Annotated in this window: 27 protein-coding genes and 1 tRNA gene; 21 read left to right on the top strand and 7 right to left on the bottom strand. The window is 52.2% G+C overall.

Annotated features, from left to right (window positions below):
- The first annotated feature begins 106 nt into the window (after positions 1–106).
- The 9 genes from MVG27_RS01160 to MVG27_RS01120 all read left to right on the top strand — a co-directional run bounded on the left by MVG27_RS01160 (position 107) and on the right by MVG27_RS01120 (position 8,208).
- Positions 107–664: a pyruvate/ketoisovalerate ferredoxin oxidoreductase subunit gamma gene (locus MVG27_RS01160; RefSeq protein WP_297550146.1), complete on the top strand. Its 558-nt coding sequence runs from the start codon at positions 107–109 to the stop codon at positions 662–664.
- A 39-nt stretch (positions 665–703) separates the two neighbouring features.
- Complete coding sequence (locus tag MVG27_RS01155; RefSeq protein ID WP_297550184.1) at positions 704–1,021, top strand: 3-methyl-2-oxobutanoate dehydrogenase subunit delta; 318 nt, start codon at positions 704–706, stop codon at positions 1,019–1,021.
- Position 1,022: 1 nt separating this feature from the next.
- The gene (gene porA / locus MVG27_RS01150) at positions 1,023–2,210 is read left to right on the top strand and encodes a pyruvate ferredoxin oxidoreductase (RefSeq protein WP_297555947.1); all 1,188 of its coding nucleotides are present in this window, start codon (positions 1,023–1,025) and stop codon (positions 2,208–2,210) included.
- A 5-nt stretch (positions 2,211–2,215) separates the two neighbouring features.
- Entirely contained in the window at positions 2,216–3,151 is a 936-nt protein-coding gene (locus MVG27_RS01145) for a 3-methyl-2-oxobutanoate dehydrogenase subunit beta (RefSeq protein ID WP_297550142.1), read from the top strand.
- A 60-nt stretch (positions 3,152–3,211) separates the two neighbouring features.
- Positions 3,212–3,529: a pyruvate synthase subunit PorD gene (gene porD, locus MVG27_RS01140; RefSeq protein WP_297550140.1), complete on the top strand. Its 318-nt coding sequence runs from the start codon at positions 3,212–3,214 to the stop codon at positions 3,527–3,529.
- A 10-nt stretch (positions 3,530–3,539) separates the two neighbouring features.
- Positions 3,540–4,724: a pyruvate synthase subunit PorA gene (porA, locus tag MVG27_RS01135; RefSeq protein WP_297550183.1), complete on the top strand. Its 1,185-nt coding sequence runs from the start codon at positions 3,540–3,542 to the stop codon at positions 4,722–4,724.
- A 10-nt stretch (positions 4,725–4,734) separates the two neighbouring features.
- Entirely contained in the window at positions 4,735–5,730 is a 996-nt protein-coding gene (gene porB, locus MVG27_RS01130; RefSeq protein ID WP_297550182.1) for a pyruvate synthase subunit PorB, read from the top strand.
- A gap of 93 nt (positions 5,731–5,823) precedes the next feature.
- A complete protein-coding gene (locus MVG27_RS01125; RefSeq protein WP_297550181.1) occupies positions 5,824–6,720 on the top strand; it encodes an Mrp/NBP35 family ATP-binding protein in 897 nt (298 codons plus the stop codon).
- A 129-nt stretch (positions 6,721–6,849) separates the two neighbouring features.
- Positions 6,850–8,208, top strand: a complete 1,359-nt coding sequence (locus MVG27_RS01120; protein WP_297550138.1) for a hypothetical protein — start codon at positions 6,850–6,852, stop codon at positions 8,206–8,208.
- Here the strand turns inward: MVG27_RS01120 and MVG27_RS01115 are convergent.
- The 4 genes from MVG27_RS01115 to MVG27_RS01100 form a co-directional block, all read right to left on the bottom strand.
- The gene (locus MVG27_RS01115) at positions 8,195–8,926 is read right to left on the bottom strand and encodes a DUF2110 family protein (RefSeq protein WP_297550180.1); all 732 of its coding nucleotides are present in this window, start codon (positions 8,924–8,926) and stop codon (positions 8,195–8,197) included. The genes MVG27_RS01120 and MVG27_RS01115 overlap by 14 nt on opposite strands.
- A gap of 39 nt (positions 8,927–8,965) precedes the next feature.
- A complete protein-coding gene (gene tfe, locus MVG27_RS01110) occupies positions 8,966–9,520 on the bottom strand; it encodes a transcription factor E (RefSeq protein WP_297550137.1) in 555 nt (184 codons plus the stop codon).
- 108 nt (positions 9,521–9,628) lie between these two features.
- Positions 9,629–9,916 (bottom strand): hypothetical protein, encoded by a 288-nt coding sequence (locus MVG27_RS01105; protein ID WP_297063347.1) that lies wholly within the window; start codon positions 9,914–9,916, stop codon positions 9,629–9,631.
- An 83-nt stretch (positions 9,917–9,999) separates the two neighbouring features.
- A complete protein-coding gene (locus tag MVG27_RS01100; RefSeq protein WP_297550134.1) occupies positions 10,000–10,872 on the bottom strand; it encodes an ADP-dependent ribose-1-phosphate kinase in 873 nt (290 codons plus the stop codon).
- A gap of 105 nt (positions 10,873–10,977) precedes the next feature.
- Here MVG27_RS01100 and MVG27_RS01095 point away from each other — a divergent pair, with 105 nt between their 5' ends.
- Positions 10,978–11,571: a regulator of amino acid metabolism, contains ACT domain protein gene (locus MVG27_RS01095; RefSeq protein ID WP_297550132.1), complete on the top strand. Its 594-nt coding sequence runs from the start codon at positions 10,978–10,980 to the stop codon at positions 11,569–11,571.
- Here MVG27_RS01095 and MVG27_RS01090 read toward each other — a convergent pair.
- Positions 11,555–11,830, bottom strand: coding sequence for an acylphosphatase (locus MVG27_RS01090; RefSeq protein ID WP_297469901.1), 276 nt, complete (start codon positions 11,828–11,830; stop codon positions 11,555–11,557). The two genes, MVG27_RS01095 and MVG27_RS01090, sit on opposite strands and share 17 nt — an antisense overlap.
- Positions 11,831–11,899: 69 nt before the next feature.
- On the opposite strand from MVG27_RS01090, the gene cutA reads away from it, so the two are divergent.
- Together cutA and MVG27_RS01080 are read left to right on the top strand one after the other, a co-directional pair.
- Positions 11,900–12,214 (top strand): divalent-cation tolerance protein CutA, encoded by a 315-nt coding sequence (gene cutA, locus MVG27_RS01085; protein ID WP_297469898.1) that lies wholly within the window; start codon positions 11,900–11,902, stop codon positions 12,212–12,214.
- Entirely contained in the window at positions 12,211–12,798 is a 588-nt protein-coding gene (locus MVG27_RS01080; protein ID WP_297550130.1) for a DUF99 family protein, read from the top strand. Before cutA ends, MVG27_RS01080 begins: the two co-directional genes overlap by 4 nt.
- 88 nt (positions 12,799–12,886) lie before the next feature.
- Here the strand turns inward: MVG27_RS01080 and MVG27_RS01075 are convergent, their stop codons facing one another.
- Positions 12,887–13,723, bottom strand: a complete 837-nt coding sequence (locus MVG27_RS01075; RefSeq protein ID WP_297550128.1) for a universal stress protein — start codon at positions 13,721–13,723, stop codon at positions 12,887–12,889.
- A gap of 131 nt (positions 13,724–13,854) precedes the next feature.
- Between MVG27_RS01075 and MVG27_RS01070 the strand changes: the two genes are divergently transcribed.
- Genes MVG27_RS01070 through MVG27_RS01050 form a run of 5 tightly spaced genes read left to right on the top strand, consistent with a single transcriptional unit; the run spans position 13,855 to position 19,634 of the window.
- Positions 13,855–14,481, top strand: coding sequence for an ABC transporter ATP-binding protein (locus MVG27_RS01070; RefSeq protein ID WP_297555946.1), 627 nt, complete (start codon positions 13,855–13,857; stop codon positions 14,479–14,481).
- Entirely contained in the window at positions 14,478–16,319 is a 1,842-nt protein-coding gene (locus MVG27_RS01065) for a hypothetical protein (protein ID WP_297550123.1), read from the top strand. The genes MVG27_RS01070 and MVG27_RS01065 overlap by 4 nt, the downstream gene beginning before the upstream one ends.
- Entirely contained in the window at positions 16,312–17,535 is a 1,224-nt protein-coding gene (locus tag MVG27_RS01060) for an ABC transporter permease (RefSeq protein WP_297555943.1), read from the top strand. The genes MVG27_RS01065 and MVG27_RS01060 overlap by 8 nt, the downstream gene beginning before the upstream one ends.
- Positions 17,536–17,578: 43 nt before the next feature.
- Positions 17,579–18,775: a glycine cleavage system aminomethyltransferase GcvT gene (gene gcvT / locus MVG27_RS01055; RefSeq protein ID WP_297551122.1), complete on the top strand. Its 1,197-nt coding sequence runs from the start codon at positions 17,579–17,581 to the stop codon at positions 18,773–18,775.
- Between the two features lie 31 nt (positions 18,776–18,806).
- Positions 18,807–19,634 carry a DMT family transporter gene (locus tag MVG27_RS01050; RefSeq protein WP_297555941.1) on the top strand — a complete coding sequence of 276 codons (828 nt, stop codon included), beginning with the start codon at positions 18,807–18,809 and terminating at the stop codon, positions 19,632–19,634.
- Positions 19,635–20,404: 770 nt separating this feature from the next.
- Here MVG27_RS01050 and MVG27_RS01045 read toward each other — a convergent pair.
- Positions 20,405–20,544: transfer RNA gene (locus MVG27_RS01045), tRNA-Trp, on the bottom strand.
- 92 nt (positions 20,545–20,636) lie between these two features.
- Between MVG27_RS01045 and MVG27_RS01040 the strand changes: the two genes are divergently transcribed.
- The 4 genes from MVG27_RS01040 to MVG27_RS01025 all read left to right on the top strand — a co-directional run.
- On the top strand, positions 20,637–20,873 hold the full coding sequence (locus MVG27_RS01040; protein WP_297549489.1) for a hypothetical protein: 237 nt from the start codon (positions 20,637–20,639) through the stop codon (positions 20,871–20,873).
- A gap of 91 nt (positions 20,874–20,964) precedes the next feature.
- Positions 20,965–22,092 (top strand): fructose-1,6-bisphosphate aldolase/phosphatase, encoded by a 1,128-nt coding sequence (gene fbp / locus MVG27_RS01035; RefSeq protein WP_297468843.1) that lies wholly within the window; start codon positions 20,965–20,967, stop codon positions 22,090–22,092.
- 120 nt (positions 22,093–22,212) lie between these two features.
- Entirely contained in the window at positions 22,213–24,171 is a 1,959-nt protein-coding gene (gene gor / locus MVG27_RS01030; protein ID WP_297549479.1) for a glyceraldehyde-3-phosphate:ferredoxin oxidoreductase, read from the top strand.
- A 60-nt stretch (positions 24,172–24,231) separates the two neighbouring features.
- A partial coding sequence (locus MVG27_RS01025; RefSeq protein ID WP_297555939.1) for an FAD-dependent oxidoreductase occupies positions 24,232–24,822 on the top strand: 591 nt, incomplete at its 3' end.

Raw genomic sequence — 24,822 nt, 5'->3', positions numbered from 1 at the left:
CACCTTTACCCAGAAAATCCCGTTTAGGGTTCCTTAACACAATACCGAAACCTAAATAAACCTTTCGGACTAACTGAGGGTGAAAAACCAAAAGGAGGCAGGGAAGATGATTGAGATACGTTTTCACGGTAGGGGTGGACAGGGTGCCGTTACGGCCGCCAACATTCTAGCCTCTGCAGCATTCAAACAGGGCAAATACGTCCAGGCGTTTCCCTTCTTTGGCGTTGAGAGGCGTGGAGCGCCTGTTACTGCTTTCACCAGAATTGACGATAAGCCGATAAGGATTAAGACCCAGATTTACGAGCCAGACATTGTTGTCGTTCTCGACCCGAGCCTTCTTGACACCGTTGACGTCACCGCTGGCCTTAAGGACAATGGAACTGTCATAGTAAACACTGAAAAGAGCAAGGAGGAAGTCCTTGAGAAGCTCAAGAAGAAGCCTGCCAAGCTTGCCCTCGTTGACGCTACAACCATAGCCCTCGACATACTCGGCCTTCCGATTACCAACACCGCTATTCTCGGTGCCGTTGCCAAGGCCACCGGTATCGTTGACCTCAAATACGTTCAGGAAGCAATCAAGGAGACCTTCTCAGGAACCCTTGGCGAGAAGAACGCCAAGGCTGCTGAGGAAGCGTTCAACAAGACCGTAGTTTATGAGCTTTAATCTTCTCTTCCCTTCCTTAAGCTCGGGGTGGTGGTAAAGTTGAACACTTTGTTTGGAGAAAAGAAAGCCCGGGCTGAAAAGCTCGTGTTCACCTCCGTGGAGCAGTATCCTGAGGCTCCAATAACCTTAGGAACAACCCTTAGCAACTTCACAGGCGACTGGAGAACTTTTATTCCCGTTGTAAACGATGACAAGTGCGTCAAGTGCTACATCTGCTGGAAGTTCTGTCCCGAGCCGGCAATTTACATCAGGGAAGACGGCTACGTCGGCATAGACTACGACTATTGTAAGGGTTGTGGTATCTGCGCGAACGAGTGCCCGACAAACGCTATAACAATGGAGAAGGAGGAGAAGTGATATGGCGGAGTACAAGCCCATTAGGAAGGTTGTGAGCGGTAACTATGCCGCCGCTTACGCTGTTAAGCATGCCCGCGTTCAGGTCGTTGCCGCTTATCCGATAACTCCTCAGACAAGCATTATTGAGAAGATAGCCGAGTTCATAGCCAACGGCGAGGCAGATATCCAGTACGTTCCCGTTGAGAGCGAGCACTCGGCCATGGCCGCGACCATAGGTGCTTCTGCCGCGGGTGCGAGAGCCTTTACGGCAACAGCCGCCCAGGGTCTCGCTTTAATGCACGAGATGCTTCACTGGGCGAGCGGAGCGAGGTTGCCGATAGTTATGGTTGACGTTAACAGGGCAATGGCCCCGCCGTGGAGCGTCTGGGACGACCAGACCGATTCGCTTGCCCAGAGGGACACCGGCTGGATGCAGTTCTACGCTGAAAACAACCAGGAAGTTTACGACGGAGTTCTTATGTCCTTTAAGGTTGCCGAAACAGTAAACGTCCCAATAATGGTAGTCGAGAGCGCGTTCATCCTCAGTCACACCTATGACGTCGTCGAGATGATTCCGCAGGAGCTCGTTGATGAGTTCCTTCCACCAAGGAAACCGCTCTATGACTTGGCTGACTTCAGCAGACCGTTCTCGGTTGGAGCACTTGCCACGCCCAACGATTACTATGAGTTCCGCTACAAGCTTGCCAAGGCGCATGAAGAAGCTAAGAAAGTTATCAAAGACGTTGGCAAGGAGTTCGGCGAGCGCTTTGGCAGGGACTACAGTGACATGATTGAAAAAGGCTACATAGAGGACGCTGACTTCGTGTTCATGGGAATGGGTTCCCTCATGGGAACCGTCAAGGAAGCCGTTGACCTGCTCAGGAAGGAGGGCTACAAGGTCGGTTACGCAAAGGTTCGCTGGTTCAGGCCCTTCCCGAAGGAGGAGCTCAGGGAGATAGCCGAGAGCGTTAAGGGAATAGCGGTCCTCGACAGGAACTTCTCCTTTGGTCAGGAGGGAATACTATTCAACGAGGCCAAGGGCGTTCTCTACAACACCGATGCCAGGCCGATAATCAAGAATTACATCGTTGGTCTTGGTGGCAGGGACTTCACCGTTCTGGACGTTAAGGCAATAGCGGACAACATGAAGGCGATAATAGAGAGTGGCAAGTTCGATAGAGAGGTTGAGTGGTACCACCTCAAGAGGTGAGAACGATGGAAATTCCCGAGAACGTTAAGAAGAGGTTGAGCATCCCCGCTGAGGAGCACTTCTTTGCGGGTCACACCGCCTGTCAGGGCTGTGGCGCCTCACTCGGAATTCGTTACGTCCTCAAGGCCTACGGCAGGAAGACAATCTTCGTTATTCCCGCGTGCTGTTCGACAATCATAGCCGGCCCCTGGCCCTACACTGCCCTGGACGCTAACCTCTTCCACACGGCCTTTGAAACCACCGGTGCCGTTATAAGCGGTATCGAGGCGGCCCTCAAGGCAAGGGGAATAAAGGTCAAGGGCGAAGATGGAGTCATGGTCGTCGGCTGGGCTGGAGACGGTGGAACCGCTGATATCGGCCTTCAGGCCCTTTCAGGCTTCCTTGAGAGGGGCCACGACGCGGTTTACATCATGTACGACAACGAGGCTTACATGAACACTGGAATTCAGCGTTCGAGCTCAACCCCCTACGGAGCTTGGACGACGAACACTCCCGGAGGAAAGAGGCACTTCTTGGAAAAGAGGCACAAGAAGAAGGTCATTGACATCGTCATTGCCCACGAGATTCCCTACGCGGCAACTGCCAGCGTCGCTTTCCCAGAGGACTTCATAAGGAAACTCAAGAAGGCCAGGAAGATACCGGGTCCGAGCTTCATACAGCTCTTTGCGCCGTGTCCGACGGGCTGGCGCTCACCAACGGACAAGAGCATTGAGATAGCCCGCTTAGCGGTTCAGACGGCCTACTTCCCGCTCTTCGAGTACGAGAACGGCAAGTACAAGATAAACATGCCCAGCCCGAAGAAGGAGCCCAAGCCGATTGAGGAGTTCCTCAAACTGCAGGGTCGCTTCAAGTACATGACCAAGGAGGACATCGAGAACCTCCAGGCCTGGGTCCTCCACGAGTGGGAGAAGCTCAAGAAGCTCGCCGAGGTCTTCGGATGACCTTTTCATTTTCCCATAAGGTTTAAGTTTCCATTTGATAAATCACTAGGGGTGATATAGATGGCTGAGAGCCCGTTTAAGGCCGACATCGAGAGGGTTCAGAAGGAGTATAGCGAAAAAATGACACCGGGAGCAATAGTTTATCTCCCCGGGAGTAGCGTAGTCAACAAGACCGGTTCTTGGAGAGTTTTCATGCCAGAATTCAACAGGGACAAGTGCGTCCGCTGTTACCTATGCTACATCTACTGTCCAGAGCCGGCCATATACCTCGACGAAGAGAACTATCCGGTCTTTGACTACGACTATTGTAAGGGTTGTGGTATCTGCGCGAACGAGTGCCCGACCGATGCTATAGTTATGGTTAGGGAGAGCAAGTGAGGTGGTGAAGATGCCGATTAGAACCGTTATGAAGGCTAACGAAGCCGCCGCGTGGGCGGCCAAGCTGGCCAAGCCGAAGGTCATAGCGGCCTTCCCAATTACTCCCTCAACGCTCGTTCCCGAGAAGATAAGCGAGTTCGTGGCCAACGGTGAACTCGATGCGGAGTTCATAAAGGTTGAGAGCGAGCACTCCGCTATCTCTGCCTGTGTCGGTGCTTCCGCGGCGGGCGTCAGAACCTTCACCGCTACTGCTTCCCAAGGTCTGGCTCTGATGCACGAGGTCCTCTTCATAGCCGCTGGAATGCGCCTTCCCATAGTGATGGCCATTGGAAACCGCGCCCTCTCCGCGCCAATAAACATCTGGAACGACTGGCAGGACAGCATAAGCCAGCGCGACACCGGCTGGCTCCAGTTCTACGCTGAGAACAACCAGGAAGCGCTCGATTTGATACTCATAGCCTACAAGGTTGCGGAGGACGAGAGGGTTCTATTGCCGGCTATGGTCGGCTTCGACGCATTCATCCTAACGCACACGGTTGAGCCCGTCGAGATCCCAGACCAGGAGGTAGTTGACGAGTTCCTTGGCGAGTACGAGCCGAAGCACGCTTACCTCGATCCCGCTAGACCGATAACTCAGGGTACTTTAGCGTTCCCGGCTCACTACATGGAGGCTCGCTACGGTATCTGGGAAGCCAACGAGAACGCTAAGAAGGTCATCGATGAAGTCTTTGAGGAGTTTGAGAAGAAGTTTGGCAGAAAGTACCAGAAAGTTGAGGAATACAGAACTGACGATGCTGAGATAATCTTTGTTACGATGGGCTCATTAGCCGGAACAGTCAAGGAGTACGTTGACAACCTCAGGGAGAAGGGTATCAAAGCTGGAGCAGCCAAGATGACCGTTTATAGACCGTTCCCGATTGAAGATGTCAGGAAGTTGGCGAAGAAGGCGAAGGTTCTCGCGCTCCTCGAGAAGAACGTTACCTTCAGCGTTGGCGGAGCCCTCTTCCAGGACTTCAGCAGAGCCTTGATTAACGAAAAGGAGAAGCCAATCATAGTGGACTTCATCCTCGGACTCGGTGGCAGGGATGTAACCTTCAAGGACCTCGACAAGGCTTTGGCTATAGCACAGAAGGCCCTCAACGGGGAGGAGTTTAGTGAAGTCAACTGGATAGGCCTTAGGAAGGAGATTCTGTGAGGTGATGAAGATGGCCGTTAGGAAGCCCCCTATCACAACTCGCGAGTATTGGGCACCCGGACATGCAGCCTGTGCCGGATGTGGCTGTGCAACAGCCCTTAAGTTGGCCACCAAGGCCTTCAGCGAGGCCATGGAAGAAAAATACGGCGATCCCAACGCCTTTGCCATAGCCCAGGCAACTGGCTGTATGGAAGTCGTTTCGGCGGTCTTTCCATACACAGCATGGAAAGTTCCATGGGTGCACGTGGCCTTTGAGAACGCTGCTGCTGTTGCGAGCGGTATTGACGGCGCATGGAAGAAGAAGGGTCTCAAGGGCAAGATACTGGCCATAGGCGGTGACGGTGGAACCGCTGATATAGGTATGCAGGCCCTCAGCGGTATGCTGGAGCGCTGGCACAACGTGGTTTATTTGATGTACGACAACGAGGCTTACATGAACACTGGAATTCAGCGTTCGAGCTCAACCCCCTACGGAGCCTGGACAACCACAAGCCCGCCGGGTAAGTACTCAATCGGTGAGGACAAGCCCAAGAAGTGGGTTGCCCTAATAGCGGCCGCCCACCAGATACCATACGTTGCTACAGCAAGCATAGGCAACCCCTTCGACTTCGTCAGGAAGATGAAGAAAGCAGCGAAAGTCGACGGTCCAGCGTTCGTTCAGGTTCACTGTACCTGTCCAACTGGATGGAAGAGCCCCCTCGAGAAGGGCGTTGAGATAGCCCGCTTAGCTATTGAGACCGGCGTCTGGCCCCTCTTCGAGATTGAGAACGGTGACTTCCACAACATCAAGATACAGAGCCCCGGAGGAGGAGCCAAGGTGAAGCGCGAGGGAGGCAGGGTTGTTGCCATCGAGTTCAAGAAGCCCATCGAGGAGTACCTTAAGTTGCAGGGCAGGTTCAAGCACCTCTTCAAGAGACCCGAAGCAATAGACACCCTCCGCGAGCAGATAAAGGCTATGTGGAAGGTTCTCGGTGTCGATGTTACACTCCCCAAGCCGGAGGAGTGAACCTTTCCCTTTTCTACCCATTCTTGGGTAATTCTGTTAAGTTTTGGGACAAAGGTTTTTAAGTTTGCCGAACTATTTTCGTCGGTGGTGGAAATGACGATTAAGGCTCCGACACTCAACATAGGTGGCCTGGGCGCTGACCCGCTCACGGAGAGGATAAAGGAGAAGCAGAAGAAGTGGAAGTACAAGGTGGCGGTTCTAAGCGGTAAGGGTGGCGTCGGAAAGAGCACGGTAGCGGTTAACCTGGCGGCGGCTTTGGCGAAGAAGGGCTACTACGTTGGACTCCTCGACGCCGATATACACGGGCCGAACGTCGCCAAGATGCTCGGCGTTGACAAAGCTGACGTTCTAGCGGAGAGGATGGAGGATGGACGCTTCGAGATGTTGCCCCCGATGGCTGACTTCATGGGCCAGATAACGCCGATTAAGGTCATGAGCATGGGCTTTCTCGTTCCTGAAGACCAGCCTATAATCTGGCGTGGTGCTCTAGTCACCAAGGCAATCAAACAGCTCCTTGGAGACGTTAAGTGGGGCGAGCTGGACTTCATGATAATCGACTTCCCGCCCGGAACCGGCGACGAGATTCTCACCGTTGTGCAGAACGTCCAGCTCGACGCGGCCGTGATAGTCACAACTCCCCAGGAGGTAGCGCTACTCGACACCGGAAAGGCCGTCAACATGATGAAGAAGATGGAGGTCCCCTACATAGCGGTCGTCGAGAACATGAGCTATCTCATCTGCCCGCACTGTGGAAACGAGATTGACCTCTTCGGCAGAGGTGGAGGCAAGAAGCTCGCCGAGAAGGAGGGCGTCGAGTTCCTTGGGGAGATACCCATAGACCTCAAGGCCAGGGAAGCGAGTGACGCAGGAATTCCGATAGTCCTCTACGGTGACACTCCGGCGGCAAAAGCCTTCATGGAGCTGGCTGAAAAGCTCGTGAAGAAGCTTGAGGAACTCAAGGGAGAGAAGGGCGAAGAGAAGACCGAGTGATTTTTAACTTCTTTCCTTTAATTTCCTCCGGGCGCGACCCAGGCCGGCGGAAGCCGTTGCGATGAGGTCGCGCTGGACCAGGCTACGTTAAGCTTTTTAACTCTGGCCTCAACTTTACTCGGGGATAAAATGAGGAAAGCATTGGCGGTGCTTTTGCTCCTCCTGCTCGTTTCACCGCTCGTTTCTGCCGGTCAGGTTAGCTATTATCCCGACAAGGGGAGTTTTTTGAGGTTTCTAAACTCAAAAACCACCTATCGCGTCGTCCCTGGCAGGGACTACTGGGCGAAGGGCTGGGCGAGATACGTGGATGCAAAACTTGGGGAGGTTCTTCAGCACGGTAACGGAACCCTCGTCCTTGTGGGAAATGTCTACGAGAACCCCGAGATGAAGAGACTCTGGAACAGGACGGGCCTTCCGGAGAAAGCCTCCCTCTCGCCGATGATAATCGTCCTCAACGGCACGGTTTTTATCACGGGAAGCGAGGACAACATCTACCTCACCCACGAGGCCTTTGCCGGGGTCTGGTCACCTCCCGGGAAGGAGCTTGCCGTCTTCGCGTTCCTTGCGTTCGTTATAGTCCTTCTCTTCGGGCTCCTTTTGAGGAGGGACAGGAGTTACTCCGCAAGGTTTTTCCTGCTCGGTGCTTCCTTAATCTTCGTCTGGTTTACACTCTCTGAGAGGCCCGTTCTTCCCGGTGGTTTTTTGAAGTTCTTCTTCAGGGCTCTAGCTGTCTCCGCCGGCGAAATACCATCATCTCCCCTTCTTGCTCTCGTGGGAAACGTTTTTTCGCTCCTACCTCCGACGGATGAAGTTCTGTGGCTGGCCCACTGGCTTTTCCTCCTCACAATGACCGGGCTTTTCTTCTACGTCGCCCCGAGGCGCGAGAGGGCCCTTGGATTCCTCGCATTCGGACTTGTGTTCTCCTCGCCAATCTTTCGCTCGCAGGTTGCAACCGTTGGAACAGCGCTGCCGGGCCTCGTTCTGATGCTACTCGCGATAGCAATAGCCACGAATTCGTCATTCGTCCCGGGTTTGGGAAGAACTGCCGAGATACTGGTGCTGGCCGGCGCTACTCTCCTCGCATCCCTGTTCAATCCGTACCTTCTTCTGTTTTCCCTGTTCTTCGCGCTCACGTACCCAGGGAGAAGGCTCAGGAACTCCTCTTATCTCTTCCTCGTGTGGCTCGGCTTCCTGCTCCTCTGCAGGGTTTACGGGTTCGGTTGGCTCTCCAGATGGATGGACTTCCAGCTCCACAGGGACTTCATTGGTAGCCTACTCCTCCAGTCCCTCCTCGGGCTAGTCGTGGTTGCCTACGCCCTTTCAACTGGTTTGAGAAGAATAAGGTGGAGGGGCCCGACGGCCTTCATAACGCTCTCGACGCTGGCCTTTCTTGTAGTTGCCCCCTTCGTGAGCGGTTTCTTCCCCTACGTTCTGACTCTCGTGTCCATACTCGCCGTCAGGCTGGTTCATTCGGTCATTCAAACTTGATTGCACCGAAAACCGCGCCCTTCAGGTGGGGCCCAATGGCCTTTATTATTCCCGGTGCCTGAGTTCCCTTCTTCAGAACGAGGAGGGTCTCCATCAAACCCAGCTCCTCCATTCTCTTGACGTCCCTGCCGTGGCCCGTCTTGATGAGCGCTTCTTCAACTCTCTCGCTTATCGTTCCGGTTATGAAGAGCTTGTCGTAACCGTCGCTCAGCCAGTTCTTAATCGTCTTCAACTGTTTATCGCTGAAGGCCAGCTCGACTTCCCTTGCTCCAAATTCAACGTTTGTCACCTCAACCTCGACGGGCAGGTTGTCAACCCAGCCGAACTCCCGTATCATCTGCCTCACTGGCCTGTCTCCAAAGGTTCTCTTCAGATAATAGAGAGGAATCAGAGCGTCCTTGGGTTTTGGCCTGAATATGCCGATGTCAACGTAGGCACCGTAACCAACTTTCCCAAGGTCTATGAATCTCCCCCTGTAGGTTTTCCCTACCTCAACGTTCTTCAGGCTGTAGGGAACCTCGCCGAACTCCTCCCTAACGAGGTTGGCGCTTATCTCCTCGTCTTCCCCTTTGAGGCTTACCTTCACCCAGTTTTTGGTTGTCGCAGAGAGCTTCCACTCAACTTCCAAATCGCCTAAAAGGGAGCGGAGCTTCCTGTGAAGCTTTTCAAAACCGCTCCTGTCACCGTAAACCTTCTCAAGAATAACCACTTCTTCCATATTCACCATCCCCGAAGTTCATTGGGGCCATTCTACCGGTTAGGCCTTCTTTTTCTTTTTCGGTTTTTTCTTAAGCCCGAGCTCGATTTCAAGTTCTTCAATTCTCTTTTTTAGCTCCTCAACAATTCGACTGTTGTCATACTGCATGAGCATTTTCCCGCATATAGGACACTGGAACTCGTACTCCATTGCCTCGTCAAAGGTAAGTCTTGGATGACCTTCTTCACCACACCAATAGTATATCTCGCTAGTTTCCTCTTCGAGCATTTCCTTCAGTCTCTTCAGCTCGGCCATCTTTCTGGCCTTTATTATCTCGGGCAGTCGCTTGGTCTCGAGGCGCCAATAGTAGTAATACCATCCAGTCTCAGGGTCGCGGATTCTCTTGAAGTCGGCAAGTCCGTGATCGTTTAGTTTGTATAGAATTCTTCTGACGGTGTTAACTCTGATTCCAGTTTTTTCTGCGAGCTCTTCATCGGTAGCTTCTTTCATTTTCTCAAGGGCTTTGACAACTTCTACAGCTTCCTCTCCACCTATGTCTCTCGCGATTTCAAGGAGCTCCTTGTTCTTTCGTCTCGCCACCGAGACAACCTCCACATTATTTAATTCCTTACCTGAACGGATAGACCCCAATAGAAGTATTCGACTCGGGGATATATATAAGTTTCCTGTCAAAATGACAACTACAATGAACAGAAAAGGACGTTAGTCGTTGAAATATTCATTGAGAAGTTCCTTTGCGGAGGGTTTGTACAGCTCGAGAACCTCAATGTCCTCTATAACGTTTCCTTCCCGCAGTTTAAGTTTTACTTTTCCTCCATAAACCTGTAAGTCATCAAGCATGCCGTAAATCGCATCCTCAGCCTCGAGGGGACTTTTGAATTTCATTATGTACTCCTCGCCATTTGGAAGAATGAGCTTGACCCAGTACTCGTTTTTCCTCTTGAACGGCCTTGTTATCTTTGGTTTGAAGTTGTCAATCACTATTTCCAAAGGGCCCACCTCCGCTCTTCTGGCTTTTCTACTCTTTTTTGAGCTCCCAATTTTTAAGGTTTTCCAAAAGTTAAACGTCTTCGTTACCACGGTAAATCCAGTTTAAGCTCCTTTGACATTCTGATAATTTCCTCAAGGGGGACTATGGCACTTCTCGCCCCAACCTTTTGAACGGTGAGGTAGGCTAGCAACATGCCCAGCTTTGCCGAATCCCTGAGCGACCAGCCGTTGAGGATTCCATAGATTACTCCGGCATCGAAGGAGTCTCCTGCCCCCGTGCTGTCGATAACCTTGGCACTCAGTCCGCGAACCTCGAAGGTCTCGTTGCCTTCCCTAACAATCGCCCCTCCCCCGTTTAGCGTTATTATCAGGTTCTTGGCGTTGCTGAGGGAGGTATCGAGCGAGCCGTATTTTCTTTTGTATTCGTCCTCGTTCATCAAGAGGTAGTCAATCATTCCCTCCACGTCCCTTGGAATGGTAGCCTCGCCTATGTCCACCGAAATCAGTATTCCGTTTTCGTTGGCAAAGCGAACGGCTTCCTCAATGAGCTCCGGCGGGTTTGATGAGAGGTGTAGCAGTCTCGCATTCTTTGCGTACTCGGGTTTGAACCTTCTGAGCGCGTTCGCCCCGAGGTGCTTGACTATCCTCTTGTCGTCCCCATGGACCATTGCAACGGCAACTCCTGAGGGAACGTCAACGACGTCTATCCCGGAAGTATCGACGCCAAGGTTCTTGAAGTATCTGAGGTGGGCCTCCCCTATCTCGTCCCTCCCGACTGCACCAATGAAACCAGTCTTAAGTCCAAAGGTCGCGAGCCAGCTTATCGTATTTCCAGCGGCACCGCCGAGGCCAAAGTGGGCTTCTCTGGAGACCACCTTTTCGTGGAACTCCGGAAAGCGGTCGAGGATGAAAATTATGTCGTAGTTCAGGTTGCCCATCCCTATTACGTCGAACATTTTTCTTCACCTCTTTTTGGACTACGGTGGTGGACGTTATAACCCTTACCGGAGAAAGATTTAAATATCCATTTCTACTCATCTATGGGTAAGAGGTGAACAAAGATGATGCTCATACTGGAGGCTTACTTCAAGAACTATCCCGCAAGGAGGAAGGTCGCTGAGTTCCTCTTTGAGAACGGTCTGAGCGTAAAGAACGGTAAAATCTACCTCAAAAACGTTGAAATTCCAATAAGCGAGCTGGCAAGGGCCATTGGTGTCAATCGGAAAATCATCTACCACACGATTGAATACATCGAGAAAACGTACCCTCTCAAGCTCATCTTCGAGCGCCTAAATCCCTTGCCGAGCCTCATTGACGTGGCCCCTCTGATGGGCTGGGAAGTCCTTGAGATTGACGTGGAGAAGGAAAACTACCAGAGCGCCTTTGCTGAGGTAATGAGAATCCTCGCTGAAAACGGAGTTCCCGTCATGGAGGTCTTTGGGAGGAACCTACGCGAGGAGACCAGCAAAATATTCATCGTCATTGATGGGACCCTTCCGGTTGAGACGTTTGCAAAAATAAAGGATATCCACGGCTTCCAGAGGCTCATACTCCACACGCCGGAGAAGGAGAAGGAAAGGCTCGTCTGCAACTACTGTGAGGTCAAGTACTGCCCCAAGAGGGTTCTCCTTGAGGCCATCAGCCAACGACTTTAAAGCCCTCCAGTCCCTCCGGTTCTTCCCACTCAACTTCCACCCTTGTGACCCTCGCCAGCGGTGGCCCCTGATGGGCCCAGCCTATCAGGGCTTCAACCCTCTCCTCGTCGCCTTCGACAACAGCCTCCACGCTTCCATCCGGGAGGTTTCTCACCCAGCCTGCCACTCCGAGTTTTCTCGCTTCCCTCTGCATGCTCCAGCGGAACCCAACTCCCTGAACACGCCCGTATATCCTAAGGTGCGCCCTGACTTTCCTCATACACCATCCCGTTTCGATTTCTCCACAAGGGATTTAAGCTTTACTTGGGTATTTTCTCTGGGATGTCCTATGGAGGCGATACTCGTTTATACCACCTTCCCGGACTGGGAGAGTGCAAAGAGAGTCGTCAGGGAACTCCTTGAGAGAAAGCTCATCGTCTGTGCCAACCTCAGGGAACATGAGGCAATGTACTGGTGGGAGGGGAAAATCGAGGAAGGAAAGGAGGTTGGGGCTATCCTCAAGACCGAGGTGAGCAGGTGGAAGGCCCTTAGAGACGCCCTCAGGGAACTTCACCCATACGAGATACCGATGATAGCGAGAATTGACCTCGACAAGCTCAACAGGGAGTACTCCGAATGGATGGCTAGGGTGCTCTTCGGATGATTCGAAAGGTAAAGCCCGAGATTCGCGTGGTCGGTTTCGACGACGGGACGTTTTCCTTTTCTTTCAAAGCCGAGAGGCGGAAGACGGTTCTGTTCGGGGTCGTCATGAAGGGCTCAAAGGAGGTTGTTGGGGCCGTTTCTCGGTGGATAACCGTTGACGGAACCGATGTCACCGAGAAATTAATCGACGCCGTCGTTAACTCCCGCTTCAAGGACCTGAGGGTTATAATGCTGAAGGGGATAACCTACGGTGGCTTCAACGTTGTTGACCTCGATGCACTTCACCGCGAGACGGGTCTTCCCGTAATCGTCGTGGTCAGAAAGAGGCCCGATTTGAAAGCGATGGAGCTGGCCCTGAAAAAACACTTTCCGGACTGGCTCGAGAGAGTTGAACTGCTCAGGAAGGCGCCTCCCCTCTTTGAGATGATTCCGGGAAAGCTGTACGTTCAGGCACTTGGCCTTCCGGTTGAGACGGCCTTTCAAATAGTCCGCGTCACCACAAAGACGGGCTTGATTCCCGAACCTTTGAGGCTGGCCCACATCATGGCGAGCGCCTTCATGACGGGAGAAAGCAAGAGGGAGTAGGTTTATAAGCGGGTCAAAAAGAAGAAAAACGACCGATGATGGCAACAGGGTAGCTACTGAGCCATGATGAAGCCGTTCCAGTCTGAGGTCATTCACACGGAACGAGGAGCACGGGAAGTTTTGAGTCCCTCATTACCCTCTCGGCCGTGCTTCCAAGGATTAGGTCCTTGAGGATGCTCCTCCCTTTCTTGCCGAGGACTATGAGAGTTGCGCCCTTTGCAAGGGCGGTTCCTATTATGGCCTGGCTCGCCGTTCCGACCATTACCTCAAGCTCGAACTCCGCCGAGAGGTCTTTTGAGCTCTTTTCGAGGTTTTTCTTTGCTATCGCAATGTTATGCTCGAGCTCCTCAATCTTACCGTAATCAACGGAGTGCAGTAGAATTCCGTGTTCAATGAGTTCCTCAAACTTTTTAACCATCTGAACAATCTTAACCGAGCATTTGGAGAAATCAAGTGCCACAAGTGGCCTTTTGAAAAGTTCCGAACAATCCACGGCCAGCTCGAAGGAGTCGTCCTTCTTCCTGTACTTTAGGAGGAGAACAGGTCTTTTAGTGGCCCTTGCAAGGTTCGACGCGGTGCTTCCCATGAACATCTGCCTCCAGACGTTTTCACCAACGCTTGGGGTGACTATTAGGTCAACGTTTGCTTTTTCACTCGCCTCGGCTATCTCCAATGAAGGAATCCCGACCCTTACCTCAGCCTTCGCGTTTATTCCTTTCTCCTTCATTTCTTTGGCCAGCTCCTCAAGCTTTTTTCTGTAGACCTTCTCGAGCTCAAAGGCCTCGATTTCCGCAACGGTTATGTCTATGACGTGGAGAAGATAGAGTTCCTTCGCGCCGAGTTTGAAGAGCTCGGGAATGCAGTGTCTTAAAGCGTGAAGTGAAACTTCCGAAAAGTCGGTTGGGTATAGGATCCTCTCAAACATGGACTCCACCGTTTATTATTGGGCAGGAAACTATATATTGGTTCTGTGAACAGGTTCTATCGGTAAAAATGAAGGGGATAGTGCTGAAAGCAGAGAACCTCTATAAGACCTACCGAACGGGCAAGATTTCCGTGCCCGCTCTGAGGGGAGCGAGTATAGAGGTCTATGAGGGCGAATTTCTGGCCATTATAGGGCCGAGTGGGAGCGGAAAGACCACTCTCCTCAACATCCTCGGTCTTCTTGACGTCCCTGACTCTGGAGAGGTGGTTATTGACGGAATTTCGGTTAGGGGTCTTGACGACGATGAGCTGTCCGAGATAAGGCTGAGGAAGATAGGGTTTGTCTTTCAGCACTACAACCTCATTCCAATACTCACGGCACTTGAGAACGTGGAACTGCCCATGATTCTAGCTGGAGTCCCCCTGAAGAAACGGATTGAAAGAGCAAGGGAGCTCCTCAGGATGGTGGGGATTCCACACCTTGAGGAGCATAAACCGACCGAGATGAGCGGTGGACAGCAACAGAGGGTTGCAATAGCGAGGGCCCTTGCCAACGAGCCCAAGATAGTTCTCGCGGACGAGCCAACTGGAAACCTCGATACCAAGGCCTCAGAAGAAGTTGTCAGCCTGATGAAAAGGTTGAACAGAGAAAAGGGGACTGCCTTTGTCGTCGTTACCCACGATATGGACGTTGCCAGAAAGGCCGATAGAGTTTTGAGGATAAGGGACGGAAAGCTCTACGAGGTGAGAGAACTTTGAAGAAACTTGCAGTTGTCCTGCTGATTGCCCTCATGGTTATTCCCTATGTTCACGGGGCAACCCCGGGGGAGCCAAAATACATGAGGACGTTTGAAGGCTACCTTAGCGTGGGAGAGTCCGTGATAATAGGCAACTACACGATAACGGTCGTTAACTTTCTCTACAACCAGAACACGTGGCCACCTCTGGTGCTTTTCAAGCTGAGGGACAACCGCAACTTCCAGACCAAGACGTTTACCCTTTCTCCGGGCCAGAGCTATTCCTACAACGACATAAACGTGTCTCTGGTTTACATCAAGAACCCCCTTTCCGATAACCCCCAGGCCCTTATTGAAGTTTATTCTAAACCGGCCACCGTCTTTTACGGTGTTGCCTATCCCGGAATGAACTTCACGTACGGCCCGCTTCAGCTTTCGGTTCTCGATATAAAGAACGGAAGCGTTCTCATGCGCTACCATAAAAACGACACAACGGACTATGCCTACTTTGGAGTTGGGACGCATGTCTTCTATGATACTTACGTTGTCATTTACCGGATTTCCAACGACACTGCCCTTATGAAAATTCTCGTGCCGAAATACGTGGCTTACTCGGTTGTTGAGGGTACAATAATCGTTGTGACCAACGTTAGTTTCTCCCCCGTTGAGGTCGGTGGGACATTCCAGCTGAACGTTACTCTGAAAAACATAGGGAGCATGACCGCCAGATACGTCAGGGTTTACCTCTACTCCAAGCCACTGGTTCAGGAGCAAGAGACCGCTCAAAAAGTCCTCCTGCCGACCGTCAGCATTCCTTCCTTTGAAAGCGAAATTCCATTTGCTTCCTACCGTCAGGGCCCGGTTCAGTATACCGGACTGCTTCCTCCGGGACATGAAAAAACACTACACTTTCAGCTCATTGCTTCAAAGGCCCTTAGACCCGATGTCTATCCGCTCTACGTAAGCCTTGAATACAGCGACGAAAACGGCGTAATTAAGACGGAGCAATTTGAAGTCGGAATACCTGTGAACGACGTTTACAGGCCAAAGGTTGTGATAGAGAGCTTTACAACCAGACCGAATCCCGTTGAACCCGCGTCTAACTTTACTGTCGTGGTTAATGTGAAAAACACGGGAAACGCCCCAGCTTATCACGTTAGGGTTGAGCTTCTCCCAACGAAGCCCAAGGAGGAACAGCAGACCTACTCCCTGTTCCCCACGGGGGGAGAAACAAACGAGCAGGCCAATATATATCCGATTCTCAGGCAGAGCTCCCTTTATTTTGACGAACTCCCCGTGAACGGAAGCGGTAATGGCACGCTGGAGTTCGCCGTTAAGGACGTTTCAGCGGGCGTTTATCCGCTCTACGCGGTTATAACGTACGAGGATGGAAACGGTGTTTCCTACAAGGAGGAGGCAACCTTTGGTGTCCAGGTGGAGGGCAGGCCAAGGCTCAAAGTTTACATAGGCAACGTCTGGATAAGCGACGGAAAATACAACTTTGAGGTTGATGTTGCAAACGACGGAAAAGCACCCGCGAGGGGTGTTACAGTCTCGATAAGTTCCCCTGTCCTCAGCCTGTTCCCCCTTGGAGAACATTACGTCGGCACCGTTGAGCCGATGGACTACGACAGCGTTAACTTTGAGGTTCTGAACTCCACGATACGGGCGGGAAGGTATCCGGTTGTTGTCAGGGTTACATACATGACCGCAAACGGGAGCTTTAAGAGCTTCAACCAGACAATAAGCCTTCAGCTTCCCTCCAACATCTCGTCAAGGAGAAAATACGAGTACTACTACGGGGCCGGGGCAATAATAGTGCTTCTCGGAATCATTGCGTGGAGGTGGAGGCGTGGATAGGGAAATCCTGAAGATAGCCTTCAGGAACCTTCACAGGAGAAAAATCAGAACGTTCTTCACAATGCTCGGTATAATCATTGCCATAGCTTCGATAACTGCCCTGATTTCGATTGCCGAGGGTTTTCAGCTCTCGATAAGCAGTACACTGCAGAGCACGAGTAACGTTGTCATAGTGCTACCCGGAATGGGGGCTTCAATCTGGACCATCGGAACCAACACCCTGAACCAGAGCGTGGTCAGAGAGCTTGAGAAGATAAGCCACGTTGAGGCCGTTAATCCAGTTCTGGTTAAGTTCACGGTCATGGAATACCGCGGATGGGAGATACCCGTTACTGTGATGGGCATTGTCCCCAGGGATGCCCAGAAGTTTTATGCGTTAACCGGGCCACAGCTCCAGAGGGGTCAGTTCATACCCCAAGGTGCCCGCTTCAAGGCCCTTCTTGGATATTCCCTCGCAAACGGCAAGATACAGAAGGAGGGCGGTGGTTATCTGAACTGGCAGATACTCCCCGGTCAGACAATCAAGCTGTATAACGAAAACGGCCGGGCGTGGGAGTTTAAGGTTTCCGGGAACTTTCAGGAGAGCGGTCAGAGCGTTATCGGAGGTTTTATAGACACGAGCGTCTTCGTCCCCCTTGGAACCCTTCAGACGATGTACAACGAGCCGGGGAAGATTAGCTTCGTTGAACTCTGGGTTGATGACGTTGCCTTTGTAAACGACGTCAAAAGGGCCGTTCAAAAGATTCTTCCCAGTTCGACTGTAATAACCGAGAGCCAGGGCATTAAGGTGGTCGTCGAAATCGAGACCATGCTCAACAACCTTCTGATAGGAATAGGAAGCATAGCCCTCTTCGTGGGCGCGCTTGGAGTTATCAACACGCTCCTGACTTCAGTCATGGAAAGAACTAGGGAAATCGGGACGTACAGGGCCCTGGGTGCAAAGAAAAGGTTCATACTTGAGATGATACTGCTTGAGGGCCTCATGATGACCATTATCGGGGGGATTATTGGGTTTGGCTTTGGCGTTCTCCTGGCGGAAATCATAGTTGGAATATTGAGGACAAAGACTCCCGGCCTTCCGAATCCCGTGGTGGATTTTAGGGTCGTTGCAGTAGCTTTCGGCGTGACCCTGGTCATAGGCCTTCTGGCAAGCATATATCCAGCAAAAAAGGCCGCCGAGCTCAACCCCGCGGAGGCCATAAGGCATGTGGAGTGAAAAGGGTTATAACGTCCAGATAGAAGTTTGAACGGTGATGGCTATGGTCAAAAGAGTTCACCTCTTCGACTGGCATAAGGAGCACGCCAAGAAGGTTGAGGAGTTCGCCGGCTGGGAAATGCCCATCTGGTACTCCAGTATAAAGGAGGAGCATCTAGCGGTTAGAAACGGGGTTGGAATCTTCGATGTTTCCCACATGGGCGAGTTCATATTCCGAGGTAAAGATGCCCTGGAGTTCCTCCAGTACGTAACGACCAACGACATAAGCAAGCCCCCTGCAATAAGCGGGACTTATACGCTCGTTCTTAACGAGCGCGGAGCGGTTAAGGACGAAACGCTGGTATTTAACCTTGGAAACGACACCTACATGATGGTGTGTGACAGCGATGCATTCGAGAAGCTCGAGGCCTGGTTCAACGCAATAAAGCGCGGGATAGAGAAGTTTGGCGAGCTCGACCTTGAGATTGAGAACAAGACCTACGACATGGCGATGTTCTCGATACAGGGTCCTAAGGCGAGAGACCTTGCGAAGGACCTTTTTGGAATAGACATAAACGACCTCTGGTGGTTCCAGGCGAAGGAAGTTGAGCTCGACGGAATCAAGATGCTCCTCTCAAGGAGCGGTTACACGGGCGAGAACGGTTTTGAGGTCTACTTCGAAGATGCCAACCCCTATCATCCAGACCCATCGAAGAGAGGAAAACCGGAGAAGGCCCTCCACGTCTGGGAGAGAATCCTTGAAGCTGGCAAGAAGTACGGCATAAAGCCCGCTGGCCTTGGAGCTCGCGATACACTCAGGCTTGAAGCCGGTTACACGCTCTACGGTAACGAGACCAAGGAGCTCCAGCTCCTCAGTACAGATATAGACGAGGTTACACCTCTCCAGGCAAACCTTGACTTCGCCATATTCTGGGACAAGGAGTTCATAGGAAAGGATGCCCTCCTCAAGCAGAGGGAGCGCGGTTTGGGAAGAAAGCTCGTCCACTTCAAGATGGTCGAGAAGGGCATTCCGAGGGAGGGCTACCGCGTTCTTGCCAACGGTGAGCCCATCGGCGAAGTCACGAGCGGGACACTCTCACCTCTCCTCGGAATTGGCATTGGAATAGCCTTTGTTAAAGAGGAGTACGCCAAACCCGGCCTTGAAATAGAAGTGGAAATCAGGGGCAAGCCCAAGAAGGCCGTAACGGTTGCTCCACCTTTCTATGACCCCAAGAAGTACGGGGCCTTCAGGGAGGAGTGAATTTTTAAAACTTCAACCTCTCTTTTTCTCCATGTCCAAAAAGTACGCCGTTGGTGCAGTATTGCTCTGGTCAACTGTCGCGAGTGCTTTCAAGCTCTCCCTGCGCTACATGAGTCCAATCCAGTTGCTCTTCTACGCATCCCTGACATCTCTCTTCGTGTTCGGCCTTCTCTACTCACGCGAGTTCTCTCCGCGAAAGGAGAACCTCCGCTCCGCTTACCTCGGCTTTCTGATTGTCCTCTACTACCTCCTCCTCTTTTCGGCCTACGAGAGGCTTCCTGCCCAGGAGGCCCAGGCTTTGAACTACACCTGGCCCCTGATGCTCGTCCTCCTGTCTGTCCCTCTCCTCGGGAAAAGACCGAGAGCCAAAGCTCTCTTTGGGCTCTTCATTGGCTTTCTCGGTGCCTTCATCGTCGCCACGGCGGGAAACTTAACTGGCCTGAACTTCTCCAACCCAATAGGGGTCATCTTCGGTCTCGGGAGTGCGGTGGTCTGGGCCACCTACTGGCTGTTGAACCTGAGGGACAAGAGGTCACCCGTCGAGAAGACCTTCTGGAACTTCCTCTTTAGCTTTGCCTACGTGTCGGTGATCCTCGCTTTCGCCGACGGGTTCTCTATACCCTCGGTTAAGGGCCTCGTTGGGGCTGTCTACGTTGGCCTGTTTGAAATGGGCGTTACGTTCCTCATCTGGTACAGGGCCGTTGAGGACGATGTTGCATTCGCCTCGAATCTGGCTTACCTCATTCCCTTCCTCAGCCTAGTGTTTATATCCTTGGTTGTTGGGGAGGATATAATGCCCGGCACTCTCGCCGGCCTTGTCCTAATAGTCCTTGGCATACTTATCGGGAGGAAGATGTGAGGGCGAAAAGAATACCCTTCATCAAGCTGGCAGAAAGCCCCTCATGCCACTCTTAAGAAGCGCGTGTCAGGGGGTTTAAACACATTTAATTGGACTCCCCTAAGCAGTTTCAACTCTGATTAGCGCCCTTCGGGCGTTTCTCCAGAGAGAAACACTCACCGAGGGGACAAGTGAGTAAAAAACCCATTCCAAAATTTGAACATTACAGAAGAGGCACTTCACTTTCCGCCAGCACTGAAACTTTTGGAAAAAGTTTCACCAAAAGTTAGTAGCTCTCCGTCCATGGGAGGTTATCAAGAGGAAATGGTTTTGCACTAAGTGCGCATTTTACAAAGGGGAATGTTGAGAAAGAGTTCCATAATGGAGGGTTTGTCTCTCGGTGACGCCCGAAGGGCGTCGATTTTAAAGCCAAACCAACAAAACAATGCAATCCCATAAGTTCCCAACACTCAAGCACACATTAAAAAGAAACCACACATGAAAATTGCATTTCAAAAAGAGCTACAAACTTTGATGAAACTTTGCACTCAGCCTTTAAGAAAGGCTGGCGAAAAACCAGTTGTGCATTACTCAAGTACAACTTTGACAGGGTTTTAACACCAAACAAAGCCTTTCCAAGTAGTTTCAACTTTAATCAGCGCCCTTTGGGCGCTTCTCCGGAGTGAAACACTCATAAAGGAGCGAGTAAATGAAAACCCATTTCAGAACCGACTAATTCTCAAAAAAGGCACTTACTCTTCCGCCAGCGCTTGCGCAAGCAAGGGCTGTAATGGTGGGGGCGCGGGGATTTGAACCCCGGTCCGCGGGTTTCTCCGGGTCAGAGCTCCAAAGGCTCATCCCCAATCAGCAAACCCGCAAGTCCTCATACCTCTGGAGCCCGCGATGATGGACCAGGCTACACCACGCCCCCGTCCGTCTCAACCTTAACGGTCCCGGGTTTATAAACTTTGCTCCCGGAAATTTTATTAACTTTGACTCACAAAAATCTACTGGGTGGTTGCCATGGAGGAGCCAATAGTTATTGGAAAGGACAAGTTCAAAATCGGCGAGGACGAGACCGCGAGAAGGGAACTCCGCGTTGTCAAGGTTGATGAGAACGTCATACAGCTCCAGGAGGAAGTTCACGGTATCATAGCCCTCGTTGGTGCAAGCTCAAGCGTTAACCTCAAGAAAGAGGAGCTTAAGAACCTTATAAAGGTTGCAAAGGAACAGTTCGGCTGGACTGATATCTGTGAGTGATGTTTCACTCTTTTAGGCTCTCCGTATCATTTACGGTGATATTAATGTTTTATAAGCATAAAACTCTCATTCTCCTTCGGAGGTGGTTGCCATGGCAGTTGGGGACAAGATAACGATTAGCGTAATCAAAGCCGACATAGGTGGCTGGCCCGGGCACTCGAGGGTTCACCCCCAGCTCATAGAGAAGGCCGAAGAGATACTCAGCAAGGCCAAGGAGGAGGGGACGATAATAGACTTCTACGTCGCCTATGCAGGAGATGACCTTCAGCTCATCATGACACACAAGAAGGGCGTTGACAGTCCAGATATACACGGGCTCGCCTGGAAAGCCTTTGAGGAGGCCACCAAGGTCGCCAAGGAGCTCGGCCTCTACGGTGCCGGCCAGGACCTCCTCAAAGATGCCTTCAGCGGAAACGTCCGTGGAATGGGGCCGGGAGTTGCCGAGATGGAGATAACGCTGAGGAAGAGCGAGCCTATAGTTACGTTCCACATGGACAAGACCGAGCCTGGCGCGTTTAACCTGCCGATATTCAGGATGTTCGCCGACCCCTTCAACACCGCTGGTTTGGTCATTGACCCCAAGATGCACATGGGCTTCCGCTTTGAGGTCTGGGACATTCTCAAGCACAAGCGTGTAATCCTCAACACTCCGGAAGAGCTCTATGACCTTCTCGCCCTCATCGGAGCGAAGAGCAGGTACGTCATCAAGCGCGTTTACCCGAAGGAAGGGCACCCGATTCCAAAGGACGAGCCGGTGGCTGTTGTCAGTACTGAGAAGCTCTACGAGATTGCAGGGGAATACGTCGGTAAGGACGACCCGGTCGCTATAGTCAGAGCCCAGAGCGGTCTTCCGGCACTTGGAGAGGTTCTCGAGCCCTTCGCATTCCCGCACCTCGTCAGCGGCTGGATGCGCGGTTCCCACAACGGCCCGATAATGCCCGTTTCGATGTGCGACGCCAACCCAACGCGCTTTGACGGTCCGCCGAGGGTTGTCGCTCTCGGCTGGCAGATAAGCCCTGAAGGAAAACTCGTTGGTCCAGTTGACCTCTTCGACGACCCGGCGTTCGACTACGCGAGGCAGAAGGCCCTCGAGATTACTGAGTACATGCGCAGACACGGACCCTTCGAGCCCCACAGACTTCCGCTCGAGGAAATGGAGTACACTACCCTCCCGGGCGTCCTCAAGAGGCTTGAGGAGCGCTTTGAAGACATCGAGTGAATTCCCTGACCTTTCTCCCCTATTCTGTTCATTCTTCCAATGCCATTCAGCCGACAAGAAAACCTTAAATATGCCCTCATTCTACCTAACACTTGGAGTGATACAAAGGGGTGAAGAAGCATGGAGTTCACGGTCATGCACATCAAGCTTGACGAGAACAGGATTGAGAGCGAGGAAATCGAGAGGCCAGGAATCTACGGTATCATAGACTACGGTCTTGAGCTCCATGAGAACCTTGAGACGCACTCAATAAACCCGTACGACCCGAAAAACGTGGTTGTAATGGGAATGGGACCCTTCGCCGGCTCGACTCTTCCTGGTGCCCACAGGCTCATGTTCTTCTTCAGGTCACCCCTCTATGGAACGCTCTTTCCATCGGCCATGGGTGGAGCGGCCTACGCCTTCAAGAACGTTGGCGTTGACTTCGTAACCTTTGAGGGCAGGGCTGAAAAGCCAGTTGTTGTTCTCCTCTACAACGATGGGGACAACGTTAGGGTTGAGCTCCACGAGATTGAGCTCGAAAAGGTAATCAATGTATGGCGCGGATACAAAGGTGAAGAGGGTGTTTATGCGCTCACCCAGTACCTTATTGACACCTTCGGCGAGCGCTTTGACTTCGAGTACAGAATAGCGGTTGTCGGTCCGGCTTCTCTGAACACTAACTACGGGGCTATATTCTCCCAGGCCCTAAGGAAGGGGAAGAGACTCGTTGGTAGCGAAGACTGGGCCGCCCGTGGAGGTTCCGGAAGCGTTCTGCTCAGGGCCCACAACGTTGTCGGGATAATCTTCGGTGGAAAGCCTAGGAAAAGGAACTTCCCCGGTGAGGACATCTCGAACTTCAAAACCGCCAAGGAAATCGTTGAGGGTGTTCACAAGAAGCCCTACAACGAGATAATAGCCGAGAAAACGACGAAATACCGCTTTAATCCAAAGCTCAACACCGGTGGAACCTTCGGAGGCAACTACCCGGCTGAGGGCGACTTCGTCCCGATTCTAAACTGGCAGATGCCCTATATCCCAAAGGAAGACCGAATAAAGATTCACGAGGCTATAATGAAGTACTACTGGGAGCCCTTCAACGAGGAGGCGATAAAGCCAAAGAACTGGACGACCTGCGGTGAGCCCTGTCCGGTTGTGTGCAAGAAGTATCGCAACGGCCATCACGTCGAGTACGAGCCCTACGAGGCCAACGGACCGCTGAGCGGAAGCATAAGCCTCCGCGCGAGCGATATAAGCGTCCATGCCGTTGATGCGATGGGCTTCGATGCGATAGAATTCGGTGGAACCGCCGCCTGGGTTCTTGAGCTCGTCCACCGCGGACTTCTCAAGCCGGAGGAGGTTGGCATCAGCGGAAAGCCTGAGTTCACGAAGGAGGCCCTGATAGAGCACCCGGTCGAGGCGAGCGAGGTTAACGCCAAACTGGTTGCTGAATTAGCCCACAGGGTAGCGTTCGGCGAGAACGAAATAGCTAGGATAATTGGCCTCGGCAAGAGGAAGGCGAGCGTAATCTTCGACGAGCGCTTTAAGGACAGGCTGAGCTATGGAGAAAGCTTTAAGGACTACGCCGTCTTCACTCCCCTTGGCGAGAACGGTGAGATTACACCCACCATGTACTGGGCCATCGGAAACTACATACCTCTACCGATTCAAGGAAGATATTGGACCTTCTATCAGTTCGGCATTTTCCTCGAGCCCGAGGAGCTGGCGCAGAAAATAATAGCGAGCGCCCTCTGGGAGTTCTGGTACGACAACGTCGGCTGGTGTCGCTTCCACCGCGGATGGATGAAGCCTGTCTTGAAGGCCCTCTTTATGGACGCCTACGGCGAAAATATAGACATGGAGGAGCACGCAAGGAGGCAGATAAAGAGGCTCATAGAGTACGCCAGAAAGGCCGGCTATACTCCAGCCTTCTGGGACTCGATGAGAGTCATAGACCTCATCGCTAAAGGAAGCGAGGAGTTTGGAAACAAGAAGTGGGCCGAGCGCTTTAAGATTGACAAAGTCGGCACCGCCAAGGAGTACCTGAGCAGGGTTTTAGATGCTTACAGCGAGATTCTTGGAGTTGAGTGGAGGCTCTGAGCAGTTCTGCTTCTCGATATTCTTTTATATTCCTCCCCGTTCTTTTTCCTCGGTGATAGAATGAGGGCTATCGTCATAGGCTCTGGAATAGGCGGACTACTCACCGCTTCTTTCCTCGCGAAGAACAACTACGACGTTACTGTCCTCGAGAAATCGCCGAGAATCGGTGGCAGGTTTGCAAACCTCCCCTACAATGGCTTTCAGCTTTCAACCGGCGCTTTCCACATGCTCCCCCACGGTGAGGACGGGCCTCTTGCTTACCTTCTCAAACTCCTCGGTGCAAACGTTCAGATAATGAACTCAAACCCGAAGGGCATGATATTCTACGGGGGCAAAACCTTCCACTACCGGGAAGGCTGGAAGTACCTGAGCTTTACTGAAAAGGCGAGGGCGACAAAGCTCCTCCTAGATGTGAAGCGCGGAAAACTCCCAAAGGGTGAAGAGGCCGAGATGAGCGGGCGCGAGTGGATTAGGGAGAAAATAGGTGACAACGAGTTCGTTGACCTGTTCATAAAAAGCTTCCTCGGCTGGGCCGATAGTGTCTTGGACGTTCCTGCAGGAGAACTGGCGAGAGAAATCAAGGCCGCTCTGAAGTGGGGAGGGCCGGGCCTCGTTAAGGGCGGTTGCAGTGCAATCACAGATGAACTCGCC

It is taken from the genome of Thermococcus sp. (assembly GCF_027011145.1).
Lineage (GTDB): Archaea > Methanobacteriota_B > Thermococci > Thermococcales > Thermococcaceae > Thermococcus.
Note: the sequence above shows the minus strand (reverse complement) of the source record. Positions and strands in the feature narration are given on the sequence as shown.

Excerpts from the sequence above, each read along its gene's own strand:
- MVG27_RS01090 (WP_297469901.1), bottom strand. The coding sequence starts at position 11,830 with ATGAGGAAAGTCAGGGCGCACCTTAGGATATACGGGCGTGTTCAGGGA.
- MVG27_RS01145 (WP_297550142.1), top strand. The coding sequence starts at position 2,216 with ATGGAAATTCCCGAGAACGTTAAGAAGAGGTTGAGCATCCCCGCTGAG.
- MVG27_RS01040 (WP_297549489.1), top strand. The coding sequence starts at position 20,637 with ATGGAGGAGCCAATAGTTATTGGAAAGGACAAGTTCAAAATCGGCGAG.
- MVG27_RS01125 (WP_297550181.1), top strand. The coding sequence starts at position 5,824 with ATGACGATTAAGGCTCCGACACTCAACATAGGTGGCCTGGGCGCTGAC.
- MVG27_RS01100 (WP_297550134.1), bottom strand. The coding sequence starts at position 10,872 with ATGTTCGACGTAATAGGGATGGGCAACCTGAACTACGACATAATTTTC.
- MVG27_RS01160 (WP_297550146.1), top strand. The coding sequence starts at position 107 with ATGATTGAGATACGTTTTCACGGTAGGGGTGGACAGGGTGCCGTTACG.
- cutA (WP_297469898.1), top strand. The coding sequence starts at position 11,900 with ATGGAGGCGATACTCGTTTATACCACCTTCCCGGACTGGGAGAGTGCA.
- MVG27_RS01080 (WP_297550130.1), top strand. The coding sequence starts at position 12,211 with ATGATTCGAAAGGTAAAGCCCGAGATTCGCGTGGTCGGTTTCGACGAC.
- gcvT (WP_297551122.1), top strand. The coding sequence starts at position 17,579 with ATGGTCAAAAGAGTTCACCTCTTCGACTGGCATAAGGAGCACGCCAAG.
- porD (WP_297550140.1), top strand. The coding sequence starts at position 3,212 with ATGGCTGAGAGCCCGTTTAAGGCCGACATCGAGAGGGTTCAGAAGGAG.
- MVG27_RS01075 (WP_297550128.1), bottom strand. The coding sequence starts at position 13,723 with ATGTTTGAGAGGATCCTATACCCAACCGACTTTTCGGAAGTTTCACTT.
- gor (WP_297549479.1), top strand. The coding sequence starts at position 22,213 with ATGGAGTTCACGGTCATGCACATCAAGCTTGACGAGAACAGGATTGAG.
- MVG27_RS01120 (WP_297550138.1), top strand. The coding sequence starts at position 6,850 with ATGAGGAAAGCATTGGCGGTGCTTTTGCTCCTCCTGCTCGTTTCACCG.
- porA (WP_297550183.1), top strand. The coding sequence starts at position 3,540 with ATGCCGATTAGAACCGTTATGAAGGCTAACGAAGCCGCCGCGTGGGCG.
- MVG27_RS01095 (WP_297550132.1), top strand. The coding sequence starts at position 10,978 with ATGATGCTCATACTGGAGGCTTACTTCAAGAACTATCCCGCAAGGAGG.
- porA (WP_297555947.1), top strand. The coding sequence starts at position 1,023 with ATGGCGGAGTACAAGCCCATTAGGAAGGTTGTGAGCGGTAACTATGCC.
- fbp (WP_297468843.1), top strand. The coding sequence starts at position 20,965 with ATGGCAGTTGGGGACAAGATAACGATTAGCGTAATCAAAGCCGACATA.
- MVG27_RS01115 (WP_297550180.1), bottom strand. The coding sequence starts at position 8,926 with ATGGAAGAAGTGGTTATTCTTGAGAAGGTTTACGGTGACAGGAGCGGT.
- porB (WP_297550182.1), top strand. The coding sequence starts at position 4,735 with ATGGCCGTTAGGAAGCCCCCTATCACAACTCGCGAGTATTGGGCACCC.
- MVG27_RS01050 (WP_297555941.1), top strand. The coding sequence starts at position 18,807 with ATGTCCAAAAAGTACGCCGTTGGTGCAGTATTGCTCTGGTCAACTGTC.